This is a genomic window from Actinomadura sp. ATCC 39365 (assembly GCF_054392275.1).
Genome location: NZ_CP184335.1, coordinates 938,803 through 965,488 on the forward strand (window position 1 = coordinate 938,803; position 26,686 = coordinate 965,488).

General features: G+C 71.1%; 28 protein-coding genes, 1 tRNA gene, 1 other RNA gene and 2 pseudogenes. 19 read left to right on the plus strand and 13 right to left on the minus strand.

Annotation, left to right across the window (positions count from 1 at the left end; all coding sequences use genetic code 11):
* Nucleotides 1-53: 53 nt before the first annotated feature.
* Nucleotides 54-980: a hypothetical protein gene (locus ACNF49_RS05095; RefSeq protein ID WP_482942943.1), complete on the minus strand. Its 927-nt coding sequence runs from the start codon at nucleotides 978-980 to the stop codon at nucleotides 54-56.
* A gap of 34 nt (nucleotides 981-1,014) precedes the next feature.
* A pseudogene (locus ACNF49_RS05100) lies at nucleotides 1,015-2,176 on the minus strand (low temperature requirement protein A).
* A gap of 89 nt (nucleotides 2,177-2,265) precedes the next feature.
* Here ACNF49_RS05100 and ACNF49_RS05105 point away from each other — a divergent pair.
* The 3 genes from ACNF49_RS05105 to ACNF49_RS05115 all read left to right on the plus strand — a co-directional run bounded on the left by ACNF49_RS05105 (nucleotide 2,266) and on the right by ACNF49_RS05115 (nucleotide 3,865).
* The gene (locus tag ACNF49_RS05105; RefSeq protein ID WP_482942944.1) at nucleotides 2,266-3,033 is read left to right on the plus strand and encodes an aldo/keto reductase; all 768 of its coding nucleotides are present in this window, start codon (nucleotides 2,266-2,268) and stop codon (nucleotides 3,031-3,033) included.
* 31 nt (nucleotides 3,034-3,064) lie between these two features.
* Nucleotides 3,065-3,484, plus strand: coding sequence for an SRPBCC family protein (locus ACNF49_RS05110; RefSeq protein ID WP_482942945.1), 420 nt, complete (start codon nucleotides 3,065-3,067; stop codon nucleotides 3,482-3,484).
* A 156-nt stretch (nucleotides 3,485-3,640) separates the two neighbouring features.
* Nucleotides 3,641-3,865 (plus strand): hypothetical protein, encoded by a 225-nt coding sequence (locus ACNF49_RS05115; RefSeq protein WP_482945736.1) that lies wholly within the window; start codon nucleotides 3,641-3,643, stop codon nucleotides 3,863-3,865.
* On the opposite strand, the pseudogene ACNF49_RS05120 reads toward ACNF49_RS05115, so the two are convergent.
* Nucleotides 3,817-4,014: pseudogene (locus ACNF49_RS05120) on the minus strand (methyltransferase domain-containing protein); the annotation flags it as partial. The gene ACNF49_RS05115 and the pseudogene ACNF49_RS05120 overlap by 49 nt on opposite strands.
* Here ACNF49_RS05120 and ACNF49_RS05125 point away from each other — a divergent pair.
* Complete coding sequence (locus ACNF49_RS05125) at nucleotides 3,917-4,126, plus strand: hypothetical protein (RefSeq protein ID WP_482945737.1); 210 nt, start codon at nucleotides 3,917-3,919, stop codon at nucleotides 4,124-4,126. The pseudogene ACNF49_RS05120 and the gene ACNF49_RS05125 sit on opposite strands and share 98 nt — an antisense overlap.
* Nucleotides 4,127-4,212: 86 nt before the next feature.
* On the opposite strand, the gene ACNF49_RS05130 is transcribed toward ACNF49_RS05125, so the two are convergent.
* The 3 genes from ACNF49_RS05130 to ACNF49_RS05140 all read right to left on the minus strand — a co-directional run bounded on the left by ACNF49_RS05130 (nucleotide 4,213) and on the right by ACNF49_RS05140 (nucleotide 6,219).
* On the minus strand, nucleotides 4,213-5,325 hold the full coding sequence (locus ACNF49_RS05130; RefSeq protein ID WP_482942946.1) for a CU044_5270 family protein: 1,113 nt from the start codon (nucleotides 5,323-5,325) through the stop codon (nucleotides 4,213-4,215).
* Nucleotides 5,322-5,909 (minus strand): RNA polymerase sigma factor, encoded by a 588-nt coding sequence (locus tag ACNF49_RS05135; RefSeq protein ID WP_357973884.1) that lies wholly within the window; start codon nucleotides 5,907-5,909, stop codon nucleotides 5,322-5,324. Before ACNF49_RS05135 ends, ACNF49_RS05130 begins: the two co-directional genes overlap by 4 nt.
* Before the next feature lie 222 nt (nucleotides 5,910-6,131).
* A tRNA-Ser gene (locus ACNF49_RS05140) sits at nucleotides 6,132-6,219 on the minus strand.
* 106 nt (nucleotides 6,220-6,325) lie between these two features.
* Here ACNF49_RS05140 and ffs point away from each other — a divergent pair.
* An RNA gene (gene ffs, locus ACNF49_RS05145) (signal recognition particle sRNA small type) lies at nucleotides 6,326-6,422 on the plus strand.
* A 30-nt stretch (nucleotides 6,423-6,452) separates the two neighbouring features.
* On the plus strand, nucleotides 6,453-8,813 hold the full coding sequence (locus ACNF49_RS05150) for a DNA polymerase III subunit gamma and tau (RefSeq protein WP_482942947.1): 2,361 nt from the start codon (nucleotides 6,453-6,455) through the stop codon (nucleotides 8,811-8,813).
* Nucleotides 8,814-8,840: 27 nt separating this feature from the next.
* On the opposite strand, the gene ACNF49_RS05155 is transcribed toward ACNF49_RS05150, so the two are convergent.
* Nucleotides 8,841-10,259 carry a GAF domain-containing protein gene (locus ACNF49_RS05155; protein ID WP_498702159.1) on the minus strand — a complete coding sequence of 473 codons (1,419 nt, stop codon included), beginning with the start codon at nucleotides 10,257-10,259 and terminating at the stop codon, nucleotides 8,841-8,843.
* Nucleotides 10,260-10,591: 332 nt separating this feature from the next.
* Between ACNF49_RS05155 and ACNF49_RS05160 the strand changes: the two genes are divergently transcribed.
* The 5 genes from ACNF49_RS05160 (at nucleotide 10,592) to ACNF49_RS05180 (ending at nucleotide 14,484) form a co-directional block, all read left to right on the plus strand.
* Nucleotides 10,592-10,942, plus strand: coding sequence for a YbaB/EbfC family nucleoid-associated protein (locus ACNF49_RS05160; protein ID WP_357974238.1), 351 nt, complete (start codon nucleotides 10,592-10,594; stop codon nucleotides 10,940-10,942).
* Between the two features lie 2 nt (nucleotides 10,943-10,944).
* Nucleotides 10,945-11,544, plus strand: a complete 600-nt coding sequence (gene recR / locus ACNF49_RS05165) for a recombination mediator RecR (protein WP_352362189.1) — start codon at nucleotides 10,945-10,947, stop codon at nucleotides 11,542-11,544.
* Nucleotides 11,537-12,067, plus strand: a complete 531-nt coding sequence (locus ACNF49_RS05170; protein WP_352362187.1) for a DUF5063 domain-containing protein — start codon at nucleotides 11,537-11,539, stop codon at nucleotides 12,065-12,067. Before recR ends, ACNF49_RS05170 begins: the two co-directional genes overlap by 8 nt.
* 87 nt (nucleotides 12,068-12,154) lie before the next feature.
* On the plus strand, nucleotides 12,155-13,429 hold the full coding sequence (locus tag ACNF49_RS05175) for an aspartate kinase (RefSeq protein ID WP_352318411.1): 1,275 nt from the start codon (nucleotides 12,155-12,157) through the stop codon (nucleotides 13,427-13,429).
* Nucleotides 13,426-14,484, plus strand: coding sequence for an aspartate-semialdehyde dehydrogenase (locus ACNF49_RS05180; RefSeq protein WP_357973873.1), 1,059 nt, complete (start codon nucleotides 13,426-13,428; stop codon nucleotides 14,482-14,484). Before ACNF49_RS05175 ends, ACNF49_RS05180 begins: the two co-directional genes overlap by 4 nt.
* A gap of 140 nt (nucleotides 14,485-14,624) precedes the next feature.
* Here ACNF49_RS05180 and ACNF49_RS05185 read toward each other — a convergent pair whose 3' ends face one another.
* Nucleotides 14,625-15,374 carry a hypothetical protein gene (locus ACNF49_RS05185; protein ID WP_357973870.1) on the minus strand — a complete coding sequence of 250 codons (750 nt, stop codon included), beginning with the start codon at nucleotides 15,372-15,374 and terminating at the stop codon, nucleotides 14,625-14,627.
* A 319-nt stretch (nucleotides 15,375-15,693) separates the two neighbouring features.
* Here ACNF49_RS05185 and ACNF49_RS05190 point away from each other — a divergent pair, with 319 nt between their 5' ends.
* From ACNF49_RS05190 to ACNF49_RS05205, 4 genes are all read left to right on the plus strand, one after another.
* Complete coding sequence (locus ACNF49_RS05190) at nucleotides 15,694-16,362, plus strand: TetR/AcrR family transcriptional regulator (RefSeq protein ID WP_357973867.1); 669 nt, start codon at nucleotides 15,694-15,696, stop codon at nucleotides 16,360-16,362.
* 79 nt (nucleotides 16,363-16,441) lie between these two features.
* Nucleotides 16,442-17,407: an LLM class F420-dependent oxidoreductase gene (locus ACNF49_RS05195; protein ID WP_357973864.1), complete on the plus strand. Its 966-nt coding sequence runs from the start codon at nucleotides 16,442-16,444 to the stop codon at nucleotides 17,405-17,407.
* A complete protein-coding gene (locus ACNF49_RS05200; RefSeq protein WP_482942949.1) occupies nucleotides 17,407-18,825 on the plus strand; it encodes an amidase in 1,419 nt (472 codons plus the stop codon). The genes ACNF49_RS05195 and ACNF49_RS05200 overlap by 1 nt, the downstream gene beginning before the upstream one ends.
* 65 nt (nucleotides 18,826-18,890) lie before the next feature.
* Nucleotides 18,891-19,244: a YkvA family protein gene (locus ACNF49_RS05205; RefSeq protein WP_357973858.1), complete on the plus strand. Its 354-nt coding sequence runs from the start codon at nucleotides 18,891-18,893 to the stop codon at nucleotides 19,242-19,244.
* Here the strand turns inward: ACNF49_RS05205 and ACNF49_RS05210 are convergent.
* The 4 genes from ACNF49_RS05210 to ACNF49_RS05225 form a co-directional block, all read right to left on the minus strand.
* Complete coding sequence (locus tag ACNF49_RS05210; protein ID WP_352318397.1) at nucleotides 19,241-20,437, minus strand: amidohydrolase family protein; 1,197 nt, start codon at nucleotides 20,435-20,437, stop codon at nucleotides 19,241-19,243. The two genes, ACNF49_RS05205 and ACNF49_RS05210, sit on opposite strands and share 4 nt — an antisense overlap.
* A gap of 158 nt (nucleotides 20,438-20,595) precedes the next feature.
* Entirely contained in the window at nucleotides 20,596-21,339 is a 744-nt protein-coding gene (locus ACNF49_RS05215) for a tyrosine-protein phosphatase (RefSeq protein WP_482942950.1), read from the minus strand.
* Between the two features lie 10 nt (nucleotides 21,340-21,349).
* Nucleotides 21,350-22,171 (minus strand): SURF1 family cytochrome oxidase biogenesis protein, encoded by an 822-nt coding sequence (locus ACNF49_RS05220; RefSeq protein ID WP_482942951.1) that lies wholly within the window; start codon nucleotides 22,169-22,171, stop codon nucleotides 21,350-21,352.
* A 32-nt stretch (nucleotides 22,172-22,203) separates the two neighbouring features.
* On the minus strand, nucleotides 22,204-22,683 hold the full coding sequence (locus tag ACNF49_RS05225; protein WP_357973849.1) for a winged helix-turn-helix transcriptional regulator: 480 nt from the start codon (nucleotides 22,681-22,683) through the stop codon (nucleotides 22,204-22,206).
* Nucleotides 22,684-22,741: 58 nt separating this feature from the next.
* Between ACNF49_RS05225 and ACNF49_RS05230 the strand changes: the two genes are divergently transcribed.
* The 3 genes from ACNF49_RS05230 to ACNF49_RS05240 are packed head-to-tail and all read left to right on the plus strand — an operon-like array spanning nucleotide 22,742 to nucleotide 24,861.
* Nucleotides 22,742-23,254 (plus strand): GNAT family N-acetyltransferase, encoded by a 513-nt coding sequence (locus tag ACNF49_RS05230; RefSeq protein WP_357973847.1) that lies wholly within the window; start codon nucleotides 22,742-22,744, stop codon nucleotides 23,252-23,254.
* Nucleotides 23,251-23,850 carry a TetR/AcrR family transcriptional regulator gene (locus tag ACNF49_RS05235; RefSeq protein ID WP_357973844.1) on the plus strand — a complete coding sequence of 200 codons (600 nt, stop codon included), beginning with the start codon at nucleotides 23,251-23,253 and terminating at the stop codon, nucleotides 23,848-23,850. Before ACNF49_RS05230 ends, ACNF49_RS05235 begins: the two co-directional genes overlap by 4 nt.
* Before the next feature lie 33 nt (nucleotides 23,851-23,883).
* Nucleotides 23,884-24,861 carry an NAD(P)-dependent oxidoreductase gene (locus ACNF49_RS05240; RefSeq protein WP_357973841.1) on the plus strand — a complete coding sequence of 326 codons (978 nt, stop codon included), beginning with the start codon at nucleotides 23,884-23,886 and terminating at the stop codon, nucleotides 24,859-24,861.
* Here the strand turns inward: ACNF49_RS05240 and ACNF49_RS05245 are convergent.
* Complete coding sequence (locus ACNF49_RS05245; RefSeq protein WP_352318383.1) at nucleotides 24,833-25,135, minus strand: hypothetical protein; 303 nt, start codon at nucleotides 25,133-25,135, stop codon at nucleotides 24,833-24,835. The genes ACNF49_RS05240 and ACNF49_RS05245 overlap by 29 nt on opposite strands.
* Before the next feature lie 124 nt (nucleotides 25,136-25,259).
* Between ACNF49_RS05245 and ACNF49_RS05250 the strand changes: the two genes are divergently transcribed.
* Complete coding sequence (locus ACNF49_RS05250; RefSeq protein WP_482942952.1) at nucleotides 25,260-26,672, plus strand: DUF7059 domain-containing protein; 1,413 nt, start codon at nucleotides 25,260-25,262, stop codon at nucleotides 26,670-26,672.
* The last annotated feature ends 14 nt before the right edge of the window (nucleotides 26,673-26,686 follow it).

Here is a 26,686-nt window from a genome sequence, read left to right on the forward strand (position 1 = left end):
TATCCTGACGATTCCAGCTCTCGCCACCCCTTCCGTCCGCGCTCCTGTCCGCGTCAGCCCGGCCAGGTCTGCTCCGAGCACAGGACCCGGGCGGCCTCGTGGGGTTCGGCGTCCCTGACGTGGGGGTGCCCGTCCATCGAGCCGAGCATCGTCACGATGCCCGACGCGAGGATCCGGCCGTTGTGGACGTCCCGGACGTGCATGATCCGGCCCGTCAGAAGGTTGCCGTCCGGCGGGCGGCCATCGGCGGTCTGCCGCTCCCAGCGCCACATCCGGTAGGTGTCGCCCGGGTCTCTGCCCAGCAGGTGAGGCTCGTCGTAGGGGAAGGTGGGCGCGTGATCGGGGTTCAGCGCACGGGAGACCGGGCCCTCCTGAGTCAGGCGGAACATGCGGGCGACCGGATCGGTGTCGAAGAACGTTTGTGGCGTGGCCGTCCACCGCACGCTCTCCTGCGAGGGCCGGAACCTGTCCGGCCGCATCGCCGCCCACTGCCCGGCCGTCGTGACGGGAACGGGCACCCGGCGGTGCTCCAGCGGGGACGCGGCCCCGTCCAGTTGCGTGGGCCTCATGTGCACGAGCGGGTCGAAGACATCACGGATCGGCCAGAACCGGAACAGCCATCGCAGGATCTCCACGGCGTGGACGTGCACGGTCAGGCCGTAGTCGAACAAGGGCGGGCCGATCAGGAAATCAGCGCCGGTGCCGTCCATGACGCCCACCTGAACGACTCCGGTCACGGCCGTGAAACCGCCGGTCCGCTCGATCGCCCGCCAGTCGGGGCCCGGCTCCGGTGGCTCGTCGTCCCAGGCCTCCAGATGGACGGTGACGTTCGCGTGGTAGCTCTCCGACTCCTCGTCGGTGAACTCCGGGCACTCGGTGCCGCCGTAGAGGCAGAGCTGTCCGTACTGCACGTAGAGCTCTTCGTCGAGGTGGCGGAGCATGCGGGCCACGGGCGCGTCCTTCGTGTCGGGGAGGAGCATGATCACTCCATATCCTCCACGCGGCGGCCGGCCGTCAGGATCCGTCGTCGGGATTCAGTGTCTCGGCCACCTGGCGGTGCACCCGGGTGAGGGCGATGACCAGCACCACGAGGATGACGTCCAGGATCAGCACGGACAGCAGCGGCGACAACCAGCGCGCCGCGAACCCGGCCGCGGCGCAGGCGCCGCAGGCGAGCAGCCGGGCCGCCCATGCCCGGCCGGTGGTGACGTAGTACCACCACGCCTGCGCGATCAGGTACAGGATCGGGCCGCCGAACAGCAGCAGGCTCAGCTGGGCGCTGCCCGGCCCGGTGGTGTGGCCGATCGCCAGCGCGGCCCCGACCGCCAGGGCCACCAGGCCGGTCAGCGTGCCGTACGTGCCGTTCACCGCGCGGTGGATCGAGCGCATCGGGTCTGTCGTGGTCGCGATCTGCCGCGTCACGATCTCCTCGCCGCCGAGGAAGTACGTGGCCCACAGGCACACCAGCGCGACGAACACGCCGAAGGCGGCGGCCACCGTCGGCGCGTCGATCGCGGCGCTGGAGATCGCCGAACCGATGGTCAGCACCGTCTCGCCGAGCTGCAGGATGAGGAACAGGCGGATGCGCTCCACCATGTGCTCGGCGTCGAACACGAAGTACCGGGACGGGAAGACCCGGCCGGGCAGGGGGGCTCAGCCACGTCCCGGCGAGGTTCACCGCGGCGGCCGCGGCCCACCAGAGCAGTCGTGGCCCGTGCTCCGCCGCGGCCCCGGCCAGCCACAGCGGGATCGAGACCGCGGCCCACACCAGCACCCGGTGATAGTGGCTGCGCAGGACGGCCACCGACGCGCTCACGGCGGCCGTCGTGCCGGTCAGGAGCAGGATCGCCACCAGCGGCACCACGAACGCCCACGGACGCTCCCCGAACGCGTGCGGGACCTGCACGTTCATGAACAGCCCCAGACCCATCACCACCAGCACCAGCCCGCGCGTCCTGGACCGGGCGATGTCCAGGAAGGTGGCGTCGAAGCTGGTGAGGACCCACGTGCTGAGGACCGCGACCAGCATCACCGCGGTCTCGGCGGCGCCGCGCCAGGACAGCTCGGCGTGCAGGTGCTCGGCGAGCTGCCCGACGGCGAAGACGAAGACCAGGTCGAAGAAGAGCTCCAGCGGGGAGACGGCGCGGCGCAGCCCGGCGCCCGACCCCGCGGTCACGTCAGGACGCTCACCAGGAACGCGGCACGACCGCTTTCACGAAGAGCGCACACATGGTCACGTTAAGCTGTCCCTTTTAGGGCAAGGAGATGGCCCCCGCCGAAACCCGCGGCGACCGGGAGCTGGGGGAGAAGGGCGGGCTGTTCGAGCACGGCCGCCCCAACCGGATGCTCGACGAGTGGACCGCCCCCGCCACCGAGCGCTCGATCGAGGACAGCCTCAAGCGTCTGGGCGTCGACCGGCTGGACATCGTCTGGGTCCACGACATCGCCCAGGACTTCCACGGTGATCTGTGGCTGCAGAAGTTCGAGGAGGCCCGTACCGGGGCCTTCCGGGTGCTGGCCCGGCTGCGCGACGAAGGCGTGATCAAGGGCTGGGGGCTGGGCGTCAACCGTACCGAGCCGATCGAGCTGACCCTCACCCTGGACGAACCCCAGCCCGACGGCTTCCTGCTCGCCGGGCGCTACACGCTCCTCGACCACGCGCACGCCCTGCAACGGCTGCTGCCCATGGCCCAGGAGCAGGACGTCAGCATGGTCGTCGGCGGGCCCTACAGCTCGGGCGTACTCGCCGGTGGCACCCACTTCGAGTACCAGCAGGCGCCGCCGGAGATCGTCGAGCGCGTCGGGAAGATCAAGGCGCTCGCCGAGCGGTACGGCGTCAGCATCAAGGCGGCCGCCCTGCAGTTCTCCCTGGCCCATCCGGCGGCCGTCGCGGCGATCCCCGGCGCCACCCGTCCCAGCCGGATCGCCGAGGACGTCGCCGCCCTCGCCGAGGACGTGCCCGCCGCGTTCTGGCAGGAGCTGCGCGCCCTCGGCCTGGTCAGCCCCGACGCGCCCCTTCCTGGCGGCGCCTGAGCCCCGTACCCACCACCACAGGAGAACGACCATGGCATCGACCTCGGTCAGCCGCGTGCTGCCCGCCTCCCCGCAGCGGGTCTGGGACCTCATCGGCGGGTTCCACTCCCTGCCCGACTGGCTGCCCTACATTCCCGAGAGCACCATGCTCGAAGGCGGTCGCGTCCGCCGGCTGGCGAACCCGGACGGCGAGGTGATCATCGAACGCCTCATGCACTTCAGCGAGACCGAGCGCCACTACACCTACTCCATCATCGAAGCGCCCTTCCCGGTCACCGGCTACCTCTCCACCCTGCGCGTGCACTCGATCCCCGGCCGCGAGGACGCCTGCGAGGTGCAGTGGTCCGGCTCTTTCACCCCGGCGGGGGTGAGCGACAGTGAGGCGGTCGCCCTGTTCACCACCATCTTCCGGGACGGCCTCGACGCCCTGCACGACTCGCTGACCGCCTGACACGACCGGTTCAGCGCCCAGGTCGCCTGGCGACCAGCACCTCGGTCGTCAGCCGCTGCTCCCACCGGCCCGCGGGATTGCCGGCGAGCAGCGCCCGTCGCAGCGCCCAGGCTGCCGAAGGGTGAGCCGGCGAGCACGCCGCTGTGGTGCTCGCCGGTGGCGTGGAACGAACGGGCGGCGGCGTGGATGTCGAGGCCGAACTCCTCGCACACCCGCCTCTCGATCGGCTGCCACGGTTGCGCGTCCGGCTGCCACGGCTCACCCTGCTGCCTCGCGGGGCCGACCAGCGCCACCGCGCCGCCGGGCGGCAGCAGCCCGTCCAGCTCCACCAGTACGGACCGGCGGTCCATCCAGTGGAAGGACCGCCCCATCACCACGTGATCGAACGGCGGCAAAGCCCGCAGATCGGTCGAGTCACCACGCAGCCAGACGATGTTCGCGACGCCCCCGGCCAGCCGCCTGCCCTCCGCGAGCATCTCCCGCGCCGGATCCACGGCGAGCACGGCCCTCGTCCGCCGGGCCAGGGGGATCGCGATCGTCCCCGGCCCGCAGCCGAGATCCAGCACCCGGCTGTCCGCGCCGAACGTCTTCGCCAGGTGCTCTGTCGCCGCCTGCCCGTGGCCAGGGCGGTACCTGGCGTAGTAGGGCGCGGCGCTGCCGAACAGCTCCTCCATGAACCGGACCATAGAAGACCTGCCGGTCGAGGCGTCCGAGGGCCCGTGAGCGCGTCAGCAGAACATCGGCGCTCCGGCGTTCTTCGGAACCTCCGGCATGGAGTCGACGACCTTCACCGTCATCACCGCCATGCTGCCGCTCGGGATCTCCTTGACCTGTCCGCCCTCCGGCCGGCCGATCCAGCTCCGGTACCCGAGGAACCGGTACGTGGCCGGCTCGAAGATGAGCTCCCCACGCTCCCAGCCGCCGGGGCTCTCCGACTTGAGCGAGGCACCCACCCCGTGTCGTCCGGCGGTGTCGGTGAGGTCGGGGACGACGGTCACGGTCGGCAGCTTCGACAGCGCGCCGAAGACCGTGGCCCTGGTCCGGGAGGGGATGAGCGGGGTCTCCGCCAGCTTGAGCAACTGGCTCGCGATGACCTTCTCGACCCGCAGGTCGATCTCGTCCTGGCCCAGGTCCGTCTCTCCTCGTCTGAGCTGGTCGGACCGGACGAACGCCGCCGCGCCCTGGCGGATCTTCGCCAGCATCCCATCGGGATCGGCGGGAAGATCGGCGACCTGCGGAGGCAGGCCCAGGGAGCCCTTGGGGCACTGTCCCGCGCGCTCGTACTCCACTGTTCCCGGCGACTGCACGTGCTCCGGCTTCCGTCCGCTGATGACGCGTGTCGGCCCGTACGTCGAGCGCGTCAGGGCGGCCGTGCCGGGATCCCCGGCGGGCATCCAGATCTCTCGGCGCAGTTCCTGGGTGTACTCGCCTTCGGAGCCACTGGCGAACTCCACGACCTTCTGATCGACGTAGAAGTACTGCCCCGGCCCGGGCCGTACGTCCTCCTGCGCCGCGACCGAGGCCGCATGCCTGAGCAGCTCGGCGGCGCCGGCCGGAGTGGCCCCGAACGGAGCCGCGTCGTCACCGCCACGCACCATGACCAGTGCCGCGGTCACCGCCGCCGCCAGACCCACGGCCACGCCGGCCCTCAGCGCCAGTCGGCCGCTCAGGAAGCCGCGAGCCGGCCGCTGACGTGTCCCCGTCGGCTGACGTCGACCACCGCCGGCGCGCTCCGCGTCGATCTCTTCGGCCACCAGCACCCATGCACGGGCGGTCACCTCGGGCGCGGGTCCGGGCAGGCTGTCGTGGTGGGCCTTGATCACTTCGAGTTCGTCCGTCACGGTGCCTCCACGGCGGGACCGATGATCTTGCGGAGCTTCTTGCGGGCGCGGTTGAGACGTGAGCCCACCGTTCCCTGAGGTATGCCGAGAGCTTCGGCCACCTCGTCGTAGCCGAGCTGGGCGCAGGCGACCAGCAGCAGGACGTCCCTGTCCCCGGCCGAGAGCCGGGCGAGCCCTGCGGCCAGCAGCGGCTGCATGACCGCCGCGGAGACCCGTTGCGCCACGCGTTCGTCGTGACTGGCGACCTCCGCGGTGGCGTCGGCGCTTCTGGCCAGCGCCCGGTATCTGCGCGCCTCGCTGCGATGGTGCTCGGCGACCAGGTTGGAGACGATGCCGTACAGCCAGGGGCGGGCGCTGGGGCAGGTCAGGTCGAAGCGGTCCCGGTCGCGGAAGGCGCGCAGAAAGGTCTCCGCGGCGAGGTCGTCCGCGGCCGACTCGCCCAGGCGCAGGTGGACATAGCGGTGGATGGATGCGAAGTAGCGATCGAAGACGGCGCCGAAACGATCCGGATCACGCCGCGACGCCGCGATCACCTGCGCGTCGGTGTCCTGGCTGGTCGGCGCCGGGTTCGGGGGAGGTGGCATGCATGCTGGCCTTTCAGGCGGTTGCATCGGAACACCCGTTGTTCGGCGATCCCCCGATTCGTCTTCACGGCCCATCACGGTTCATCGCGTCGCGCGTCCTGGTGATTGCCGATGACCCGAAGATGGCCGCATGCCCGCGATCTCCCGGCCCCTCGTCAGGGGACGGCTGAGGCTGGAAAAGCAGAAGGGCCATGCCGTTGACCTGGCATGGCCCTTCTGGACTGGCGGAGGATAGGGGATTTGAACCCCTGATAGGTTGCCCTATACACGCTTTCCAAGCGTGCGCCCTCGGCCACTAGGCGAATCCTCCGCCGACGAGCTTACCGGACTTCCAGCACTGTGGTGACCGCGATTTTTCCAGGACATGCTCAACCCCGAACGGTGGAGCGAGCACTGCTGAGGCCGGTTAGACTGTCCAGGGACCCCTCGCGCGGCGTCATCCTGTGAACCTCCCCAGGGCCGGAAGGCAGCAAGGATAAGCGGGCTCTGGCGGGTGTGCGGGGGTCTCTTCGTTGAGAGCCCCCTCGCAGGCGGGATGGTCGCATGAGCCTTGCGCTTTACCGCAAGTACCGACCCGGGACCTTCGCCGAGGTCAAGGGTCAGGAACACGTCACAGATCCGCTGCGACAGGCGTTGCGTACGGGCCGCATCAACCACGCGTACCTGTTCAGCGGCCCCCGCGGATGTGGCAAGACCTCCAGCGCGCGCATTCTCGCCCGCTCTCTCAACTGCGAGCAGGGCCCGACGCCCGACCCCTGCGGCACCTGCGAGTCGTGTGTGGCGCTCGCCCCGACCGGCCCCGGCCACCTCGACGTCATCGAGATCGACGCAGCCTCCCACGGTGGCGTCGACGACGCGCGTGACCTGCGCGAGCGTGCCTTCTTCGCGCCCGTGTCGGCGCGCTACAAGATCTACATCATCGACGAGGCGCACATGGTGACCCGCGAGGGTTTCAACGCGCTGCTCAAGCTCGTCGAGGAGCCTCCGCCGCACCTGAAGTTCATCTTCGCGACGACCGAGCCGGAAAAGGTCATCGGCACCATCAAGTCGCGTACGCACCACTATCCGTTCAGGCTGATGCCGCCGGCGACGCTCAAGGCGCTGCTGGAGGAGATCCTCACCTCCGAGAGCGTGCCCTTCGAGCCGCCCGCCCTGCCGCTGGTCGTCCGCGCGGGCGCCGGCTCGGCCCGTGACTCGCTCTCCATCCTCGACCAGCTCCTCGCCGGGGCCGAGGAGGACGGCATCACCTACGCCAAGGCCGTCTCCCTGCTCGGCTACACCGACGGCGACCTGCTCGACGAGGTCGTCAACGCGTTCGCCGCGCGAGACGGCGGCCAGGTGTTCCAGGCGGTCAACCGGGTGATCGAGGGCGGCCACGACCCGCGCCGCTTCGCCTCCGACCTGCTGGAGCGCTTCCGCGACCTGGTGATCCTGGCCAACGTGCCCGAGGCGGCGTCCAGCGGGCTGCTCGACCGTCCCGCCGACGAGCTGGAGCGGCTGGTGGGGCAGGCGTCCTCGATGGGGCCCGCCGAGCTCACCCGCGCGGCCGAGATCTTCAACGCGGGGCTCACCGAGATGCGCGGCGCCACCTCGCCGCGGCTGCTGCTCGAACTGATGTGCGCGCGCGTCCTGCTGCCGGGCGCCTCGCAGGGCGAGGCGTCCCTGCTCGCCCGGCTCGAACGCCTGGAGCGCGGCGGCACGGTCGCCCAGATGGCCTCCAGGGCGGGCGCGGTGACGATCCCGCGTCCGGCCCCCCCGGGCGGCGGCCACGACGTGCACGTTCCCGCCGCGCCCCCGGCTGTCTCCGTCGGTACGGCGGTGCCGGTCGGCGGCGACGCGGCGGTTCCGCAGCCTGCGACGTCCGGTGGGAGCAACGGCTCCGCCGGTGGTCAGGGGCCGGCGGGCGGAGGGGCCGACGACTGGCCCGAGCCCGTACGTCCCGGTTCGGCGGCGGCTCCGGTCTCCGACGCGCCCGCACCGGCGCCCGTCGCCCAGGCTTCCGCTGCTCAGGCTCCCGCGGCGGCAGGCCCGGTCGCGGGCGGGGCGGGCGGCATGCAGCAGCAGTGGCCCGCCGTGCTGGCCGCGCTCAAGCAGCGCAGCATCGTGGTCTGGGCCAACGTCAGTACGAACGCCCAGGTCGTGGGCGTCGAAGGCAACCTGGTCACGCTCGGGTTCAGCCAGGTCGGCGCGATGAAGAACTTCACGGGCGGCGGCAAGGACGCCGTCGTGGCGACCGCGCTCGGCGACGTGCTCGGCGGCACCTGGCGGGTCGAGGCGGTGGTCGGCGGCTCTCCGGCGCCCCAGGCCACCCGCGGCCCCGCACGCCAGCAGCCGCCGTCGGGCGGCCCCGGCAACCCCGCCCCGCAGGCGGCCCCGGCCGCGGCCCAGGCGACGACCAGCCCGCAGGGCGGGACGGGCGTCCAGGCGACCTCCCAGGGGCGGTCCGGCTCGCACGGCGGCTCCCAGGACGACCAGGGCTCCCAGGACCCGGGCCAACCTCCGGCCGCCGCGTCAGCGCACCCGGCCGCCGAGTCCGCGCGCCCGACCACCGACGAGTCGTGGCCCGACGCGCCCGACGACCTCAGCCCCGGTTCTCCGCCGAGCCCCGACCCCACCCAGACGGTGACCGCCCGGCAGCCCGCCGCCGCGCCGGTCGGAGCGGGGCTGGCCGCCGCGCGGTCGGCCGCCAAGGCGGCCGCTCAGGCGGGTCCGCGTACCCCGGCGTCGCGCGCGGGTGGCACGGCGGCGTGGCCGAGCGCGATCCCGGGCCGTGACAAGGCCGCCGACGCCGACGAGGTCGACCCGCTGAACGACGCCGACGCCGACGTCGACGCGGTCTCCGGCATGGCCCTGCTGCAACGCGAACTCGGCGCCCAGGTCATCGGCGAGATCGACCACACCTGACCGAAGGCTCCCTCGGCCCGAGCGGGGTCAGGGGAAGAGGCGGGCGCGGGCGGCGGCCGAGCGGGGGTCCGTCGGCGGAAGGGCCGACAGGCGTTCCAGGATCTGGTAGTCGTCGCGGCCGTTGGGGGTCTGGGCGTAGGTCCACAGGTCGTCGGGCGAGCCGTGGCGCAGGAGGCACGCGCGTACCTGGGCTTCGAGCTCCTCGCGTTCGCGCCGGATGTCCGGCGACTCCGAGCGCGGCAGGAGCGGCCCGGGGTAGGCGCGGGCCAGCGCGGCGGTGTCGCCCGAGGCGAGGAGCCGCCGGATGCCGAGGAAGTCCGCCTCGACCGGGCAGACCAGCCGGTACGGCTTCGCCGCCAGCACCTCCCCGAGCTGACCGCGCAGCCGATGGATCTCGGCCCGGATGGTCACCGGGTTGCCGTCGTCGCCGTACAGGTGGAACGAGAGCTGGTCGGCCGACAGGCCCTGGGGGTGCAGGGCGAGGAGGGCGAGGATCTCGGCGTGGCGCAGTGAGAGCGGACGCGGGCGCTCGCCCAGGTCGGCCGTAGGGGTGCCCTCGCCGAGGCAGGTCAGGCGTAGGGTGGGCGGCGTCGCGGACGGGGTGTCGCGCAGCAGGTAGCCGTCGCAGAAGGGCTCGAGGAAGGCGACGCTCCCGTCCCGCAGGATCATGCGCTGGCCGGACAGGGGGAGCCGGGCGCCGAGCCGGCCCATGGGATCGCCCGAGATGACCCGGCCCGTGGGCGACAGCAGGATGCCGCCCCGGTTGCGCAGCGACTCGTAGCGGCGGCGCAGGCGTTCGTCGCGCTCGTGCATCTGTACGGCGAGCTGCGACTCGGCGAGCTTGGCCGTCGCGCCGACCAGGGCGACCGTCGCCGGATGCAGGGACCGCGCGATGCCGCTGACGTCGACGCAGCCGATGACGTTGCCCGTCTCCGGATCGCTGATCGGCGCCGCGCTGCACGACCAGACGTGCAGCACCCGCATCAGGTGTTCCTCGGAGTAGACGTGGACCGGCCGGCCGGTGGCGAGCGCGGTGCCGATGCCGTTGGTGCCAGCCATGTACTCGCCCCAGTGATGGCCGTCGGCCAGGCCCACCTGGTCCGCATCGCGCAGGATGCCGCCTTTGCCCTCACGCCAGAGCACTCGCCCGTCACGGTCTGTGACGATCATGACGTGGTCGGCCTCGTCGGCCAGGCCGGAGAGCGTCTGGGCGAGCAGGGGCAGCAGCGGCCGCAGCGGATGAGCCTCGCGGATGTCGACGACGTCGGAGGACTCGCAGACCAAAGGGGCGCTCCGGCCATCCGGGTCGATCCCCGCCGCGAGCGATCGCCGCCACGAGGCCGTGATCAGGGTGCGGGGCGAATCGGACGAGGTCTGCCCCGTAGCCGCCGCTTCGTGTGCTCCGCGTAGAAGGCGGGAGTACGCATCGAGATGGCCGTAACTCATCGGTCACTCCAAGTAGTCAACAACGAGCATCCGTCCTGGCGGCGATATGCGCAAGCTGTTCAGGGGGATTGCGTAGGGTGATTGAATGAACGCAACGTGTGTGCAACGTTGGGCGCACTACCGTTCCGAAACACGCGTCGGCGTGGTGCGGCCGCTCCGTCCGACGTGATGGCCGGGTCTCGGACACTGGAGGGGGGCCGAGATCCGGCCATGACAAAGGTCCATGACGAATGCCTGGAGGGAAACATGGGGAGCCCTCCCAGTACATGACGCCGCCCAAACACCGTAGGCTCGTGGCAGTCAAGAACCGGAGCCACGAGGAGCGCACGACGGTGAACCCAGGGGATGTCAACCTGCAGCAGCTGCTGGAGCAGGCTCAGCTCATGCAGCAGCAGCTTGTGAGCGCCCAGCAGGAGCTCAACGACGCGCAGATCGAGGGCTCGTCGGGCGGCGGCATGGTCACGGCCGTCGTCAACGGCTCAGGTGAGCTGCTCGAACTCAAGATCGACCCGAGCGTGATCGACGCGACCGACCCGCAGGACACCGCCGACACGATCGCCGACCTGGTGATCGCGGCCGTCCGCGACGCGGTGCGTGCCGCCGCCGACCTGCAGCAGGAGAAGCTCGGCCCGCTCGCCCAAGGTCTGGGCGGCGGCGGACTCGGACAGCTGCCAGGGTTCTAGGCATGTACGAAGGGGTCGTCCAGAACCTGATCGACGAGCTCGGCATGCTGCCCGGCGTCGGTCCCAAGAGCGCGCAGCGCATCGCGTTCCACCTGCTGGCGGCCGATCCGGCCGACGTCAGGCGGCTGGCGCACGCGCTGCTCGAAGTCAAGGACAAGGTGCGCTTCTGCCGGGTGTGCGGCAACGTGGCCGCCGAGGAGGAGTGCCGCATCTGCCGTGACCCGCGGCGCGACACGCACGTCATCTGCGTGGTCGAGGAGTCGAAGGACGTCGTGGCGATCGAGAAGACGCGCGAGTACCGCGGCACGTACCACGTGCTCGGCGGCGCGATCAGCCCGATCGACGGCATCGGCCCCGACGACCTGCGCATCCGCGAGCTCATGACGCGCCTGGCCGACGGGCGCGTCACCGAGCTCATCCTCGCCACCGACCCCAACCTCGAAGGCGAGGCGACCGCTACATACCTCGCCCGTCTGGTCAAGCCGATGGGCATCAAAGTGACACGACTCGCCAGCGGCCTGCCGGTGGGCGGTGACCTCGAGTACGCCGACGAGGTGACCCTGGGCCGTGCTTTCGAAGGACGGAGGCTCCTGGATGTCTGATATGTGGGATGTGCTCGCCGAAGAGATCGCCGCGCACGCACAGAACTACGTCGACGGCCTGACCAGGGTCGCCGGCGGTGAGGGCGGCGACGCGATCTGGTCGCTGCTCCTGGTGGAGGTCGCGCAGGTGAGCCTGGCCGGCGCCAAGCTCGGCGCCAACCGCGACGTGATCCTGTCGGGCAACTACGAGCCGCCGATGAGCGAGGACCCCGACATCGACGGCGTGCGCACGGCGCTGGCCGAGCGGCTGGAGGCGGTCGACGACTACGCCGAGGTGTTCGACCCGTACAAGGACACGTCGGTCACGCCGTACCGGCTGTCGGACGACCTGACCGCGGTGGCCGCCGACCTCATCCACGGGCTGCGTCACTTCCACGCGGGCCGTCCGCACGAGGCGTTGTGGTGGTGGCAGTACTCCTACTTCAACACCTGGGGCAACCACGCGGGCGCGGCGATGCGCGCGTTGCAGGCCCTCGCCGCGCACTCGCGGCTCGACGTGGCGGAGGAAGCCACCACAGTGTGATGATCATCCACATAGTGGTATGAACCATCAGGCCCATAAGAGGCCCCCAGTAGACTGGCAGTTCACAGTCCAGACCGGGAGACTCTCGTGGCGCTCGTTGTGCAAAAGTACGGTGGTTCGTCCGTCGCCGACGCGTCCTGCATCAAGCGGGTCGCGCAGCGGATCGTCGCGACGAAAAAAACCGGCAACGACGTGGTCGTGATCGTCTCTGCGATGGGTGACACGACGGATGAGCTGCTCGACCTGGCCGAGCAGGTGTCGCCGCTGCCTCCGGGCCGCGAGCTCGACATGTTGCTGACCTCCGGAGAGCGCATCTCGATGGCTCTGCTGGCCATGGCGATCGCCAACCTCGGCCACGAGGCGCGCTCGTTCACCGGCTCGCAGGCCGGCGTGATCACCGACTCCACCCACGGCAAGGCGCGCATCATCGACGTGACGCCGGGCCGCATCCGTGAGGCGCTCGACCAGGGTCACATCGCGATCGTGGCCGGGTTCCAGGGCGTCTCGCAGGACACCAAGGACATCACCACGCTGGGCCGCGGTGGCTCCGACACCACCGCGGTCGCGCTCGCGGCGGCCCTGGAGGCCGACGTCTGCGAGATCTACACCGACGTCGACGGCATCTTCACGGCCGACCCCCGCATCGTGCCCGTCGCCCGCAAGATCCCCAAGATCTCGTACGACGAGATGATGGAGATGGCGGCCTGCGGCGCGAAGATCCTGCATCTGCGCTGCGTCGAGTACGCTCGGCGGTTCGACCTGCCGATCCACGTACGCAGCTCGTTCAGCACCACGGAAGGCACGTGGGTCGTCTCCGACCCTTACACCGAAGGAACCGAGATGGAGCAGCCGATCATCTCCGGCGTCGCGCACGACCGGAGCGAGGCCAAGATCACTGTTGTCGGGGTCCCCGACAAGGTCGGCGAGGCTGCCTCGATCTTCAAAACGCTGGCCGACGCCGAGATCAACATCGACATGATCGTCCAGAACGTCTCGGCCGCGGCCACGGGCCGCACGGACATCTCCTTCACGCTGCCCACGGCCGACAGCCAGGTGGCGCTGACCGCGCTGAAGAAGATCCAGGGCCGCATCGGCTACGAGTCGCTGCTCTTCGACGACCAGATCGGGAAGGTGTCGCTGATCGGCGCGGGCATGCGCTCGCACCCCGGCGTCACGGCGACGTTCTTCGCGGCCCTCGCCGACGCGGGGGTCAACATCGAGATGATCTCCACCTCGGAGATCCGCATCTCGGTGATCGTCGAGCAGGACGGTGTCGACGCGGCCGTGGCGGCCGCCCACCGTGCCTTCGATCTCGACGCCGACCAGGTCGAAGCAGTGGTGTACGGAGGTAGCGGACGATGAGCAGGCCCAATCTCGCCCTGATCGGCGCCACCGGCGCCGTCGGCACCGTCATGCGGGACATCGTGTCCACCCGGGAGGACATCTGGGGCGAGATCCGTCTCGTCGCCTCCCCGCGCTCGGCGGGCAAGGTGCTGAGCGTGCGCGGCGAGGACGTCGTGGTCCAGGCGCTCGCGCCCGAGGTCTTCGACGGCATCGACATCGCCATCTTCGACGTGCCCGACGAGGTGTCGGCCGTGTGGGTGCCGATCGCGGCCGAGCGCGGCGCGATCGCGATCGACAAGTCCGGCACGTTCCGCATGGAGCCCGACGTTCCGCTGGTGGTGCCCGAGGTCAACCCGCTCGACGCGCGCGAGCGGCCCAGGAACATCATCTCGACCCCCAACTGCACCACGCTGTCGATGATGGCGGCCATGGGCGCGCTGCACGCCGAGTACGTGCTCAAGGAGCTCGTCGTCGCCTCCTACCAGGCGGTGTCGGGCGCGGGCGTGGCGGGCTCGGCCCGGCTCTACGACGAGGTCGAGGCCCTGGCCGGCGACCGTTCGCTCGGCCAGACGGCCGGCGACGTGCGCAAGGCGCTGGCCGGCAAGCTGCCCGACGAGTCGCCGTTCCCGGCGCCGATCGCGTTCAACGTGGTGCCGTGGGCGGGCTCGTACAAGGACGGCGGCTGGGCGTCCGAGGAGCTCAAGCTGCGCAACGAGTCGCGCAAGATCCTCGGCATCCCCGACCTGAAGGTCTCGGCGACCTGCGTCCGCGTGCCGGTGATCACCACCCACTCGCTGGCCGTGCACGCCCGCTTCGAGCGTGAGATCACGGTCGAGGACGCCCACCGCGTGCTCTCGGCGGCGCCGACGGTGGTGCTGATGGACGACCCGGCCAACGGCGTCTACCCGACGCCGCTCGAGGTGGTCGGCAACGACCCGACCTACGTGGGCCGCGTCCGCCAGGCGATCGACTTCCCGAACACGCTCGACCTGTTCGTCTGCGGCGACAACCTGCGCAAGGGTGCCGCGCTCAACGCGGCTGAGATCGCCGAGCTGGTGGCCTCCGAGCTGTAGCCCGGCCGACTCCGTGGGGACGCCGTGCCATGGTGCGGCGTCCTTCGCGTTTTCCCGGACGGTTCTGTCGTCCCGGAAGAGTCGCGTTCCCCGGCGATTCGCGCTTCCCGGGGAGTCGTGTCCTCCCGCGGGCGGGCCTGTCACCGGAAGAGGATGTCCCAGTGGCTGCTCTCGTTGGCGAAGACGGTTCCGGTGGCGGAGCGGTAGAGCGCGGCACCGTCGCCGCGGACGCCCGTCTTGCGGTGGTGCCTGGTGATGTAGCGGTCGATGCACGCGTTGTGCGTGATGTCGAGCTTGTAGCCGTTTCCGTGGCTGTACTGGCCGGGCGCGTGGCCCGCCTCGGTGCCGCCGGTCACCATGACCGGGCAGCCGCTGTCATGCTTGAGGTCGATGATCCGGGCGATCGTGCCGGCCCTTACGGAGTCGAGCGAGGTGCAGTGGTGCATGTGGCGGCTCGTACAGTGGCCCGACGACTTCGTGCGCAGGCCCGAGCTCTTCAGCCAGCGGGCGGCCAGGGCGTGGGTCATGTGCATGGCGGCCTGCCTGGGCAGCACACGGGCCAGATCAAGCTGAGATCGCTGCTGCGACCTCTGCGGCCGGCTCCGGGGCGTCATCGCCTCCTCGACGCTCGCGGGCCTCGTGACGGCTTCTGAGCGCTCGGCGCGGTCCTGCATGTCCGACTGCTCGGCGAACGCCTCCTCGGCCTCGGCCCAGGCGTCCTCCGTCTCCTCGGAATCCTCCTTCGACAGCTGCGACTTGGCGGCCGCGGGGTCCGCCTGGTGGTGCTCGACCTGGTATGTCTCCGCCAGGGCCGCCTCGACGGCGGCCTGCCGGATGTTCGTCCACGGTCCGTCGATCCCCTCCGGGAACCACAGGGACAGGTCGAGCATCCCCCCGGTCTCGTCAGGACGGTTGAACGGTGTTGGCGCCTGAACCCGCTCTCCACCTGATGGGTGGGAGGCGGCGGAAGCGGCCGACGCCAGCGCGATTATGGTGATCTGAATGCCGAGGAGCGCCACCACGAAGGTGCGCGCTGTTCCACGTATCCACATGTCGATGCCTTTTCGCGGAAAAGAGCCCTTCCGCCTGAAACGACAATCCCACCATTCCCAGGAGATAACTCATGTCTCATAGTCATCTTTGCCCTGTGGCGGCGATCACCGTGCCACTCCATGACCCACCGCGCTTTCAAGACGTAAAGTGACGAACGTGTCCGAAGCCCGAAACAGAGGATCGGAGAGCACCCGAGAGGTCATCGTCGAGACGGCCTTGCGACTGTTCCGTGAGCGTGGCTTCGACGCGACGACCATGCGTGCCATCGCCGCCGAGGCAGGGGTGTCAGTGGGCAACGCCTACTACTACTTCGAGAGCAAGGAGGCGCTGATCCAGGCCTACTACGACCGTGCGCAGGCCGAGCACGAGCAGGCCTGCCGGGAGTTCCTGGCCACGGAGAGGTCGTTCGCCGCGCGGCTGAGCGGGGTGCTGCGCGAGTGGGTGCGCGTGTCGGAGCCGTACCACGAGTTCGCGGTGAAGTTCTTCAAGCACGCGGCCGAGCCGACGAACCCGCTGAGCCCGTTCAGCGCGCAGTCGTCGCCGGCGCGGGAGGCGTCCATCGGGATCTACCGCGAGGTGGTCGAGGGGTCGAAGGACCGGATGAACGCGGAGTTGCGGGCGGAGCTGCCCGAGCTGCTGTGGTTGTTGTCGATGGGCATGGTGCTGTTCTGGGTGCACGACACCTCGCCGGGGTGCGCGCGGACGTACCGGCTGATCGAGGTCACGGTGCCGCTGGTGGACCGGCTGGTGGGGCTGTCGCATCTGCCCGGGTTGCAGGGGATAACGAAGGACTTCATCGCGGCGGTGCACGAACTGCGGGCCTAGGGGGCTCCTTGCGGTGACATACCGCTTGGTATGGCCGCTTGGTATGGTCGGCTCACCGTCGCCGAACCGGAGGCCATGAATGACGCCGAACTGGGGCATGACCATCCCCTTCTACGACCGTTCCCTGGCCAGGTCGCAGGAGCTGATCGCGGAGCTGCCGGGCCTCGGCTACACCGACGCCTGGTCGGCCGAGGTCAACGGGAACGACGGGTTCGTCCCGCTGGCGATGGCCACGCAGTGGGCTCCGGGTATGAGGCTCGGGAGCGCGATCGTCCCGGTCTCCACGCGGGGGCCGGGGTTGCTGGCCATGTCCGCGGCCACCCTGGCCGACCTGGCCCCCGGCCGGTTCGTGCTCGGCATCGGGTCCTCCTCGCCGGCGATCGTCGAGCGGTGGAACGCCGTGGAGTTCGCCAAGCCGTACGCCCGCACCCGCGACACGCTGCGCTTCCTGAGGAGGGCGCTGGCGGGGGAGAAGGTCTCCGAGCGGTACGAGACGTTCGAGATCAAGGGCTTCAAGCTGGAACGGGCGCCGAAGACCGCCCCCAAGATCGTGCTGGCCGCCCTCCGGCCCCGGATGTTGCGCCTGGCCGCCGAGGAGGCCGACGGCGCGATCACCAACTGGCTGGCCCCCGAGGACGTGCCCAAGGTGCGCGCCGAGATCGGCCCGGACACCGAGCTGATCGCCCGCCTGTTCGTCTGCGTGAGCGAGGACGCCGACAAGGTGCGCGAGATGGCCAGGTGGATGCTGGCGAGCTACCTGACCGTGCCCGCCTACGCCGCCTTCCACGACTGGCTGGGCCGGGGCGAGGTGCTGCGTCCCATGCACGAGGCGTGGGCGGCGGGCGACCGCCAGGCCGCGCTCAAGGCCATCCCCGACGAGGTGGTCGACGCCCTCGTCGTGCACGGCGACGCCGCCACCTGCCGGGCCAGGATCCGCCGGTACGTCGACAACGGGCTCGACACGCCGGTGCTCGCGCCCATCCCCGGCGGCGAGGTGCCGATCGAGCAGGCCGTGCGCGACCTGGCCCCGGTCCGGGAGGGCTGATGGACGACGTGCTGCGGCTCGACGCCGTCGGCCAGGCCCAGGCGGTCAGGGACGGGCAGGTGTCGGCCCGCGAGCTGGCCGAGGCCGCCATCGCCGCCGTCGAGGCCCACGACGGCGAGCTCAACGCCGTCGTCCACCGGCGGTTCGAGCGGGCACTGGCCGAGATCGACGACCTCCCGGCGGACGCGCCCTTCCGCGGCGTGCCGATCCTGCTGAAGGACCTGGGCTGGCGGCAGGCCGGCGAGCCGTACGCCGCGGGCTCACGGGTCCGCGACGACCTCGACGGCGCCCTGGACGGCCACGGCGTCGTCCGCCTGCGCCGGGCCGGTTTCGTGCTGCTGGGCCGGACGAACACCCCCGAGTTCGGCAGCACGATCACGACCGAGCCGGTGGCGTACGGCCCCACCCGCAACCCCTACGACCCGGCGTACTCGGCGGGCGGGTCGAGCGGCGGGTCGGCGGCGGCGGTGGCCGCGGGCATGGTCGCGCTGGCCACGGCGAGCGACGGCGGCGGCTCGATCCGCGTCCCGGCCTCGCTGTGCGGCCTGGTGGGGCTCAAGCCGACGCGCGGCCGGCTGAGCCTCGGCCCGTCCATGGGCGAGGGCTGGAGCGGCTTCTCCTGCCCCGGCTTCGTGAGCAGGACCGTGCGCGACACGGCGGCCGCGCTCGACGCGGTCTCCGGCTACGAGCCGGGCGACCCCTACGACGCCCCCGCGCTGCCCGGCCCCCTGACCGCCGAACTGCACGCCGACCCAGGACGGCTGCGCGTCGGCTTCCTGACCGCCCACCCCAGGCCGGACGTGCCCGCCGAGCCCGCCCTGGCCGAGGCCGTCACCCGGGCGGCGGCGCTGCTGGAGAGCCTCGGTCACGACGTGACCCCGGGCGGCCCGCCGGCGCTCGCCGAGCCTGAGTTCGCCCGGCATTTCGGCGCGATCGTCGCCAACAACCTCGCCGCGCACGTCGTGAGCCTGGGCGCGGCCCGCGGCAGGCCGGTGGAGCTGCACGAGCTCGAACCGCGCAACGCGGCCATGGTCACCGCCGCCCGCGCCAACAGCGCGGCCGACCACATCCTGGCCACCCAGTGGGTGGACGGCTTCCGCCGCCGCATGGCCTCCTGGTGGGCCGAGGGCAACGACCTGCTGCTGATGCCGTCGTCGGGGGCGGCGCCGTTCCCGCTCGGCTGGATCCCGCCCACCGACCTCAGCACCGCCTTCGGCAGGACCGCGCAGGTGGTGGCCTACACCTCGCCGATCAACGCGACCGGCCAGCCCGCCGTCTCGCTGCCGCTGCACAGGAACGCGGCGGGCATGCCGGTCGGCGTGCAGCTCGTGGCGGCGGCCGGCCGGGAGGATCTGCTGATCCGGGTGGCCACGCAGATCGAGCAGGTCAGGCCGTTCGAGCACGCCGCCATGCGCTGATCGTCAGGAACCCCTCACCCGGCTGACGCGTTATGTCGTGAGAAGCCGGGGGTAGGAGGATCCTCATGATGGCGAAGGCAGCACGGGCAGCGGCGGCGTGGCGGACGTACCGCGAGGTGACCAAGCCTGGCACGCCGGGGATGTTGACCAGGGTGCGGGCGATCCCGCGCATGATCGGCGCGGTCACCCGCGGCCGCTACGAAGGCATGGGCAAGGGCAAGCTCGCCCTGATGGCGCTCGGCGTGGTCTACATCCTGTCGCCGGTCGACGTCATCCCCGACTTCCTGGTGCTCATCGGGGTGGCCGACGACTTCGGCGTGTTCCTGTGGCTGATCGCCTCGCTGCTCGGCGAGAGCGGTCGCTACGTCGAGCACGAGCGCAGGATCATCCAGGCCAGGCTGGTCGAGGACGAGGGTTAGATCTCCTCCATCCGCAACCAGGCGCGCGAGGGCAGCGGGTGCCCGAACAGGCGGGCGGCGTTGCCGTAGGCGACCCTGGCGATGTCGGCGGGCGGCAGCGCGCCGAGGTTCGCGGCCACGGCCTTCTGGGTGTCGGGCCAGGTCGAGTCGGAGTGCGGGTAACCGCTCTCCTGCAGCACGTGGTCGAGCCCGACCGCCAGGCGCACGCCGGACAGCGCGTGGTCGTCGAGCGTGCCGAAGAAGAAGTTGCGGCGCAGCACCTCGCTGGGCTTGAGGCCGCCGTCCCAGGCGGCCTCGCCCGCGACCGGGTGGTCGAGCGCGTAGTCGGCGCGCTCGGCCAGCATCGGCAGCCAGCCGACCCCGCCCTCGACGATGAGGATGCGCAGCCCGGGGAAGCGCAGCGGCAGGCCCGACCAGAGCCAGTCGGCGCAGGCGAACATGGCGCTGGTGGGCATCAGCGTGGTGATCGCCTCGATGGGCGTGTCGGGCGAGGGCACGGGCGACCAGGAGGAGTCGCCGGTGTGCAGGGCCACGACCGTGCCGGTCTCCTCGCAGGCGGCGAAGAACGGGTCCCAGTGGCCGGTGTGGATCGACGGCAGCCTGAGCCTGGTCGGGAACTCGGGGAAGACCACGGCCTTGAAGCCGCGGGCGGCGTTGGCCCTGATCTCCTTGGCGGCGACGTCGGGATCGGGCAGCCAGGGCAGTTGCAGGCCGATGATCCGCTCGGGGTAGGTGCCGGCCCAGACGTCGATGTGCCAGTCGTTCCACGCCTTGACCAGGGCGAGGCCGAGCTCCTGATCGCGGGTCCTGGCGAACGGCATGCCCGCCTGGCCGGCCAGCATGCCGGGGAAGCACAGTGCGGCCCAGATGCCGGCGACGTCCATGTCCTGGACGCGGGCCTCGATGTCGTGGCAGCCGGGACGCATCTGCTCGAACCTGACCGGATCCAGGGTCCACTGCTCGCGTGGCAGCCCGGCGCCCACGTCGATGCCCGCGCACGGGTACGTGGCCCCGCCGTAGCGCCAGACCTGGTGACCGGCGTCCGTCTCCACGACCTTGGGCGCGACGTCGGCGTATTTCTCCGGGAGCCTGTCCTCGAAGAGGTCAGGAGGCTCGATCAGGTGATCGTCGGCAGAGATGATCACATAGTCGCGCCGCCGGGGGTCAGGGTCGGGGAGCAGCGGCGTAGTCACGCAGGTAACCGTACGACGACGGCATAACGTCGAACAAGCTGCGACGTATCCGTTGGGTATCCATGCATTCGTACCCGGGACCGCCTGGAGGGGGATGGGGGCGATCCCGGGCTTGTGGGGTCCTTGAGGATGCTGCCCCTTGCGGACCCCGGCGCCTTCTACCCGCGGGAGATCGAATCAGTCAGGAGATTTTCACGAAGTTCCGCGATGGTGGCCCGGTCGACCTGGAGCACGCCGGTGACGTAGCCCTCGACGGAGCCGTGTCGGTCGATCAGGTCGTCCAGGAACAGGCGCATGGCCTGGGCGGGGGCCCGGCCGAACCCCGGCCACAGCGGGGCGTCCGGATGCCTCGTGCGCTGGTCGGCGATGAAGCGCTCGGTCGCCAGGCCGGTCAGGGCGTAGTCGGCGATGATGTCGTCCTCGGCGACGCCGGCGAGCGAGAGGATCAGCGCGGTGAGCAGGCCGGTGCGGTCCTTGCCCACCGCGCAGTGGATGACGACCGGCGCGTTGTCCGCGACGGCGACCGTCTCCACGGCGGCGCGCAGGTTCTCCACGCCGTCCTCGGTCACCTCCAGGTACCGGTCGGCGAGGTAGCGCTCGACGCCGATCTCCTCGCTGAACTGGGCGATGTCCCAGGGCCGGCCCTCGATCGGCAGGTTCCGGTAGCGCAGCCCCTCGGTCTCCGGCACCCGGCCGGCCCGCTCGACCTCGGCGGGCTGCCGCAGGTCGATCACGGTGCGCACGCGCAGCGCGTGGAAGGCCCGCAGGTCGTCGCCGGCCAGCCAGCCCAGGGAGTCGGCCCGGTAGAGCCGCTGCCACCGGACGGTGCGCCCATCCTCGGTGGCATATCCACCTACGTCACGAAAGTTGCGGAGATTGGTGAACTCAATGTGGCGGATCACCCTCCACACCTTAATTGGCGGCGGTTTCCGCCTCCTGGGTCGCCACGGACCCGCCGGCGGGTCTCCCGGACTTCCGCTCGGCCACCTCGCGCCGGATCAGCAGGATCCAGCCGCCGATCGCGATGCCGATGAACAGCCACCACTGCACCCCGTAGGCCAGGTTGAGGCCGCCGCCGGAGCCGACGTCGGGGGCGGGCACCAGAGCGGGCGCGGAAGCGGCCTGCGGCTGCTGCCCGGTGAGCTCGACATAGCCGCCCACCAGCCGGTACGGCATGCGCTGCCCGATCTTGGCCGCGTCGATCAGCAGCACCTGGCCATCGGGCAGCCCGGACCGCTCGCGGATGCCGGTGGAGTCTTCTGTCTCGCTCTGACGTAGCCGCCCGGTGACAGTTACCTGTCCGGTGGGCGGGGCGGGGACCTGGGGAGCCGCGTCGGCGCTGGCGGCGGCCGGGATCCAGCCGCGGTTGACGATCACCGCGGAGCCGTCGCCGGTGACGAGCGGGGTCAGGACGTAGAAGCCGTTGCGGCCCTCGTGCGGGCGGCGGCGGACGAGCAGGCCGTGGGACGTGTCGTACGTGCCGGACGCGACGACCGTGCGGTAACGGTCGCCCTCGCCGACCTGCCGGCCGGGGGCCGCGAGCCGGTCGAGCGGGACGGCGGCGGCCTCGATGTTGGCGGTCACCCTGTCCTTGTTGTCGGACCGCTCCTCGAAACGCCCGAACTGCCACCTGCCCAGGAACACGAAGGCGGGGATGACCAGGAGCACCACGACGTGGAGCGCCAGCCACCGGGGCGTCAGCAGGAACCGGTACACGCCTTCAAGGTTAGGCACCGGGGCGGGTGCTCCCTCACGCGGCTCGCCCGCTAGACGCTGCGCAGCCCGGGGCCCGGGCCGGGCACCGGCGTGACCTCGCGCGGCCCGGCCACGTCGTGGCCCTCGGCGCAGCGGAAGTGCAGCTCGATGGGGGCGCCGCAGTCGCGGTGGGTGAGCAGGACCGGCGGGCCCTCCTCGTCGGCCAGGTATTTGTCACCCCAGTGCATGAGCGCGACGAGCAGCGGATAGAGGTCGCGGCCCTTGTCGGTCAGCCGGTATTCGTCGCGCTGGCGCTGGCCGGGCTCGCGGTAGGGCTCCTTGCGCAGCAGGCCCTCGTCGACCAGCCGGGCCAGGCGCGCGCTGAGCACCTGGCGGGGGGCGCCGGTGACCGCCTGCATGTCGGCGAACCTGCGCACGCCGCTGAACGCCTCGCGCAGCACCAGGAAGGTCCACTTCTCCCCGACGATGTCCAGGGTGCGCTCGATCGAGCAGTTGTCCACCCGGAAGCCCAATCGGAACGGCACGTTCATCTCGGCATTATATCTGAGTTCAATTGACAGACTCAGCTCCGAGGAGCAGGCTGAGTCTATGCACGGAACCCAGATCCGCCCGGTCCGCCCGGACGACGAGGAACGGATCAGACGCTTCCTGACGGGGTTGTCGCTGCACACCCAGACGCTGCGGTTCTTCACCGGCCTGGCCGTCCCGGCCGCGCACCTCGTACGCACCCTGCTGACCCTGGACGAACGCCGCGACGCGCTCGTCGTCACCGCCGGGGACGAGATCGTCGGGCACGCCATGAGCTACCGGGGCGGCTGCGCCGACGTCGAGGTGGCAGTCGTGGTGGCCGACCGCTGGCAGGGGAACGGGCTCGGCCCGCGGCTCGTCGACACGTTGCTGCTCAGGGCCGCCGTGCGGGGGGCGCGTACGGTCGGGATGGACGTGCTGGGCGAGAACCGGCGGGTGCTCAGGCTCATCCGCAGGCTGTGGCCGGACGCCGAGATGAAGGTCGCGTCCGGGACGGTCGAGGTGACCGCTATGATCGATCTGGCCGGAGTATTTGCGGAACAAGGTTCTGGTAGCACACCATTGACAGTGTGAAGAGTGTCAAGAACGGACGCGACGGCCGCACCCGCATCATCGAGGGCGCCCTCCGCCGCTTCAGCCAGGACGGTGTCTCGGCCACCACGCTGGCCAGTCTGCGCGAGGAGAGCGGTGTAAGCGTCGGCAGCTTCTACCACCACTTCGCCAGCAAAGAGCATGTCTACGGCGTCCTCTACGCCGAGATCCTCGACGCCTACCAGCAGGAGTTCCTCGCCGAGCTGGTCCAGCACGACGACGCCCGCGCCGGCATCGAGGCCGTGGTCGCCTTCCACATGCGCTGGGCCGGCGAGCACCCCGAGCGGGCCAGGATCCTGGTCAGCGAGCGCCCGCCGCGCAAGCACGAGCCGGGCGGCGCCGAGGTGGCCGAGGCCAGGCGCGCGTTCTTCCGCCAGGTCTCCGACTGGTGGAAGCCGCACATGAAGAACGGGCAGCTCCAGCCCGTCCACGCCACCATGTGCTACGTCCTGTGGCTCGGGCCGGCGCAGGAGATGTGCCGCCTGTGGTTCGCCGGGGCGCACACTCCGACGGAGGAAGAGATCAAGGGCCTGGGCGAGGCGGCCTGGCAGAGTCTCCGCCAGCGCGGGGAGCAATGATCTGAGTACCGTCTGTGGTGTTATTGTCCAAATGTGAGAAGACCTCGGGCTCTCGTGCTGCCCGACCTGCCGGAGAGCGCGCTCGCCCGTCTGGGCGAGGTCGCCGACGTGGCCGAGGCTCCTCCCCGGCCGAGCGTCGGCTTCACCGACGAGCAGCTCGCCGACCTGGTCATCGAGACCGGCGCGAACGTGCTCATCACCGACGGCGACCAGGTTCGCACCTCGGTACTCGGACTCCACATCGACATCGTGGCCAGCCTGGGCGCCCCCACGGGGGTTGACCTGCGCCTGGCCGCCGAACGCGGGGTCACCGTCCTGCACGCCCCCGACCGCGACCCGGAGGCGGTGGCCGAGCTGACGCTCGCGCTGCTGTTCGCGGTCAGCAGGAACATCGTCACCGCCGACCGCGAGGTGCGCAGGGGCCGCGCCCACCGCGGCAGGGTGCCTCCCGCCCAGCGCCACCGCGGCAGACGGCTCACCGGACGCACGTTCGGCATCGTCGGCCTCGGCCGGGTCGGCCGGGCCATGCGCTGGCGCTGCCAGGGGCTGGGCATGCGGGTGGTCACCTGCGACCCGTTCGTCCCCGAGGCCACGCACACCCTGCCCGCGCTGCTGGCGGAGGCCGACGTGGTGTCGCTGCACGTGCCGCTGACCCCGGACACGAGGGGCCTGTTCGGCTACAGCGAGTTCGGCGCGATGCGCCAGGGCGCCATCTACCTCAACACCTCGCGCGGCGCCCTGCACGACCTGACCGCCCTGGTGGACGCGCTGCGCCAGGGCCAGGTGGGCGGCGCCGGGCTCGACCACTTCGAGGGCGAATGGCTCGATCCGGCCCACCCGCTGACCAGGCTGCCGAACGTGGTGCTCACGCCCAGACTGGCCGAGGCCACCGGGGAGAGCCTGGAGGAGCTGGCGGAGGCGCTGGTGGAGGACATCGCGCGGTTGCTGCGGGGCGAGCCGCCCGCGTACGCGTACGCGCCGGTCAGGCCGGTTGCCGGATCCGCGTCCTGACCTGCCAGCGGGAGCGGTCGAGGGAGATGTCCAGCCGCAGGTCGCCGCGCTGCCTGCGCAGACCGGGCACGCGCAGCCGGTCGTGCACGTCGAACCTGCCCCGCGAGGGGTAGCCGAACCCCAGCTCGCCGGGCAGCACCCGCAGGTCGTCGCGGTTGCCGCAGCGCGGGCAGGTCCACGAGACCAGGTCCAGGCCCCGGTTGTAGTCGGAGCAGGCGTTGAAGTACTCGTCGGGCCCGAATCGCGACTCGCAGGCCAAGCAGGGGATCAGCATGGGGGCGGGCTCCTCGGTACGGCGTCTTGCACCCCTAGAGATACCGCCACCCACTTGTCCATGGCTTGCAGAACGCTTGGGTGTGTAAGTAACAGTATGAGCACTGTCGGTGGCTGGTGAAAGGATGGTGCCCGTGGAACGACTGCGCCATCACCTTCTCGAAACCGGCTACACGATCGACGGCGTCCGCGACCGGCTCGGCGCCATGGCGGCCTCGGCCCTGGCGCGGGAGGAGCTCGTCCCCGCCCTGCGGGCGACCGCCGACGGCGACCCGCTGGGCACCCTGATCAGGCTCTGGTGGCTCGGCGTGCCGGTGCCGGCCAGATCCGTGCCGGCCGCGGTCCTGGAGTCGGGGCTGGTGTCCGCCGACGGCGACCTGATCAGGGCGACCGTGCACCTCCAGCCGTGGGAGACCGGCGGCTACGTGGTCTCCGACCGCAAGGTCCGGCCCGGCGACCCGGCGTTGCGGGCCGACCACGTCGTGGGGGCCGGGGGCGCCTCGGCCAACCTGGCCCAGCTCGTCAGCCGCCGGCCCGTCACGCGGGCGCTCGACCTCGGCACGGGCTGCGGCGTCCAGGTGCTCCACCTGGACGGGCGGGCCGAGCAGGTGGTGGCCACCGACCTCAATCCGCGTGCCGTGGAGCTGGCCCGGCTGAGCTGGGAGCTGTCCGGCGTGACCGGCGTCGACGCGCGGGTGGGGTCGATGTTCGAGCCGGTCGAGGGCGAGCTGTTCGACCTGGTCGTCAGCAACCCGCCGTTCGTCATCGCCCCCGGGGCCGAGCGCACGCTGACCTACCGCGAGTCCGGCGGCGACGCCGACGACTTCTGCCGCGACCTGGTCCGGCGCACCCCGCGCCACCTCGCGCCCGGCGGGCAGGCCCACTTCCTGGCCAACTGGCTCCACGTCGACGGCGAAGACTGGCACGACCGGGTCGGCGGCTGGCTGCGCGAGACCGGCTGCGACGCCTGGGTCGTCCAGCGTGACGTGCAGGACCCGGCCGAATACGTCGAGCTGTGGCTCAAGGACGCGGCCGAGCAGGGCACCAAGGGCTACACCGACCACTACGACCGGTGGCTGGCCTGGTTCGACGAGCGCAAGGTCGAGGGCATCGGCTTCGGCTGGATCACCATGCGCAACTCGGGCACCCTCGACCCGGTCGTGCGCGTGGAGCACCTGCCCCACCAGGTGGCCCTCCCGGTCGGCGACTACGTCGACGACGTGCTCGACTCCATCGCCGCCGCCCACCGCGCCGCCGACCTCGACGCGGCGCTGCTGCGCACGGCCGAAGGGGTGCTCGACGAACGCGTCGGCCTGCCCGGCGCCGAGGACCCGATCCGCATCGTGCTGCGCCAGACGCAGGGGCTGCGGCGCAGCAGGGAGGTCGGCACCGTCGAGGCCGCCCTGGCCGGCGTGTGCGACGGCGAGCTGGCGCTCGGGCCGCTGCTCAACGTGATCGCCGAGCTGGTCGGCGACGGCGAGATCCCCAACGCCGACGCGGTCCGGCCGCTCATCGCCGAGGGTTATTTCCTGCTTTGATTCACCGTTGATCC

Coding starts and splice junctions, on each gene's coding strand:
- ACNF49_RS05095 (WP_482942943.1), bottom strand. CDS start 980: ATGCTCCTCCCCGACACGAAGGACGCGCCCGTGGCCCGCATGCTCCGC.
- ACNF49_RS05245 (WP_352318383.1), bottom strand. CDS start 25,135: ATGCTGATCCCCTGCTTGGCCTGCGAGTCGCGATTCGGGCCCGACGAG.
- ACNF49_RS05135 (WP_357973884.1), bottom strand. CDS start 5,909: ATGCCACCTCCCCCGAACCCGGCGCCGACCAGCCAGGACACCGACGCG.
- ACNF49_RS05195 (WP_357973864.1), top strand. CDS start 16,442: ATGACGCCGAACTGGGGCATGACCATCCCCTTCTACGACCGTTCCCTG.
- ACNF49_RS05105 (WP_482942944.1), top strand. CDS start 2,266: ATGGCCCCCGCCGAAACCCGCGGCGACCGGGAGCTGGGGGAGAAGGGC.
- ACNF49_RS05225 (WP_357973849.1), bottom strand. CDS start 22,683: ATGAACGTGCCGTTCCGATTGGGCTTCCGGGTGGACAACTGCTCGATC.
- ACNF49_RS05155 (WP_498702159.1), bottom strand. CDS start 10,259: ATGAGTTACGGCCATCTCGATGCGTACTCCCGCCTTCTACGCGGAGCA.
- ACNF49_RS05170 (WP_352362187.1), top strand. CDS start 11,537: ATGTCTGATATGTGGGATGTGCTCGCCGAAGAGATCGCCGCGCACGCA.
- ACNF49_RS05110 (WP_482942945.1), top strand. CDS start 3,065: ATGGCATCGACCTCGGTCAGCCGCGTGCTGCCCGCCTCCCCGCAGCGG.
- ACNF49_RS05180 (WP_357973873.1), top strand. CDS start 13,426: ATGAGCAGGCCCAATCTCGCCCTGATCGGCGCCACCGGCGCCGTCGGC.
- recR (WP_352362189.1), top strand. CDS start 10,945: ATGTACGAAGGGGTCGTCCAGAACCTGATCGACGAGCTCGGCATGCTG.
- ACNF49_RS05200 (WP_482942949.1), top strand. CDS start 17,407: ATGGACGACGTGCTGCGGCTCGACGCCGTCGGCCAGGCCCAGGCGGTC.
- ACNF49_RS05150 (WP_482942947.1), top strand. CDS start 6,453: ATGAGCCTTGCGCTTTACCGCAAGTACCGACCCGGGACCTTCGCCGAG.
- ACNF49_RS05250 (WP_482942952.1), top strand. CDS start 25,260: ATGGTGCCCGTGGAACGACTGCGCCATCACCTTCTCGAAACCGGCTAC.
- ACNF49_RS05185 (WP_357973870.1), bottom strand. CDS start 15,374: ATGCTCGACCTGTCCCTGTGGTTCCCGGAGGGGATCGACGGACCGTGG.
- ACNF49_RS05230 (WP_357973847.1), top strand. CDS start 22,742: ATGCACGGAACCCAGATCCGCCCGGTCCGCCCGGACGACGAGGAACGG.
- ACNF49_RS05205 (WP_357973858.1), top strand. CDS start 18,891: ATGATGGCGAAGGCAGCACGGGCAGCGGCGGCGTGGCGGACGTACCGC.
- ACNF49_RS05125 (WP_482945737.1), top strand. CDS start 3,917: ATGTTCGCGACGCCCCCGGCCAGCCGCCTGCCCTCCGCGAGCATCTCC.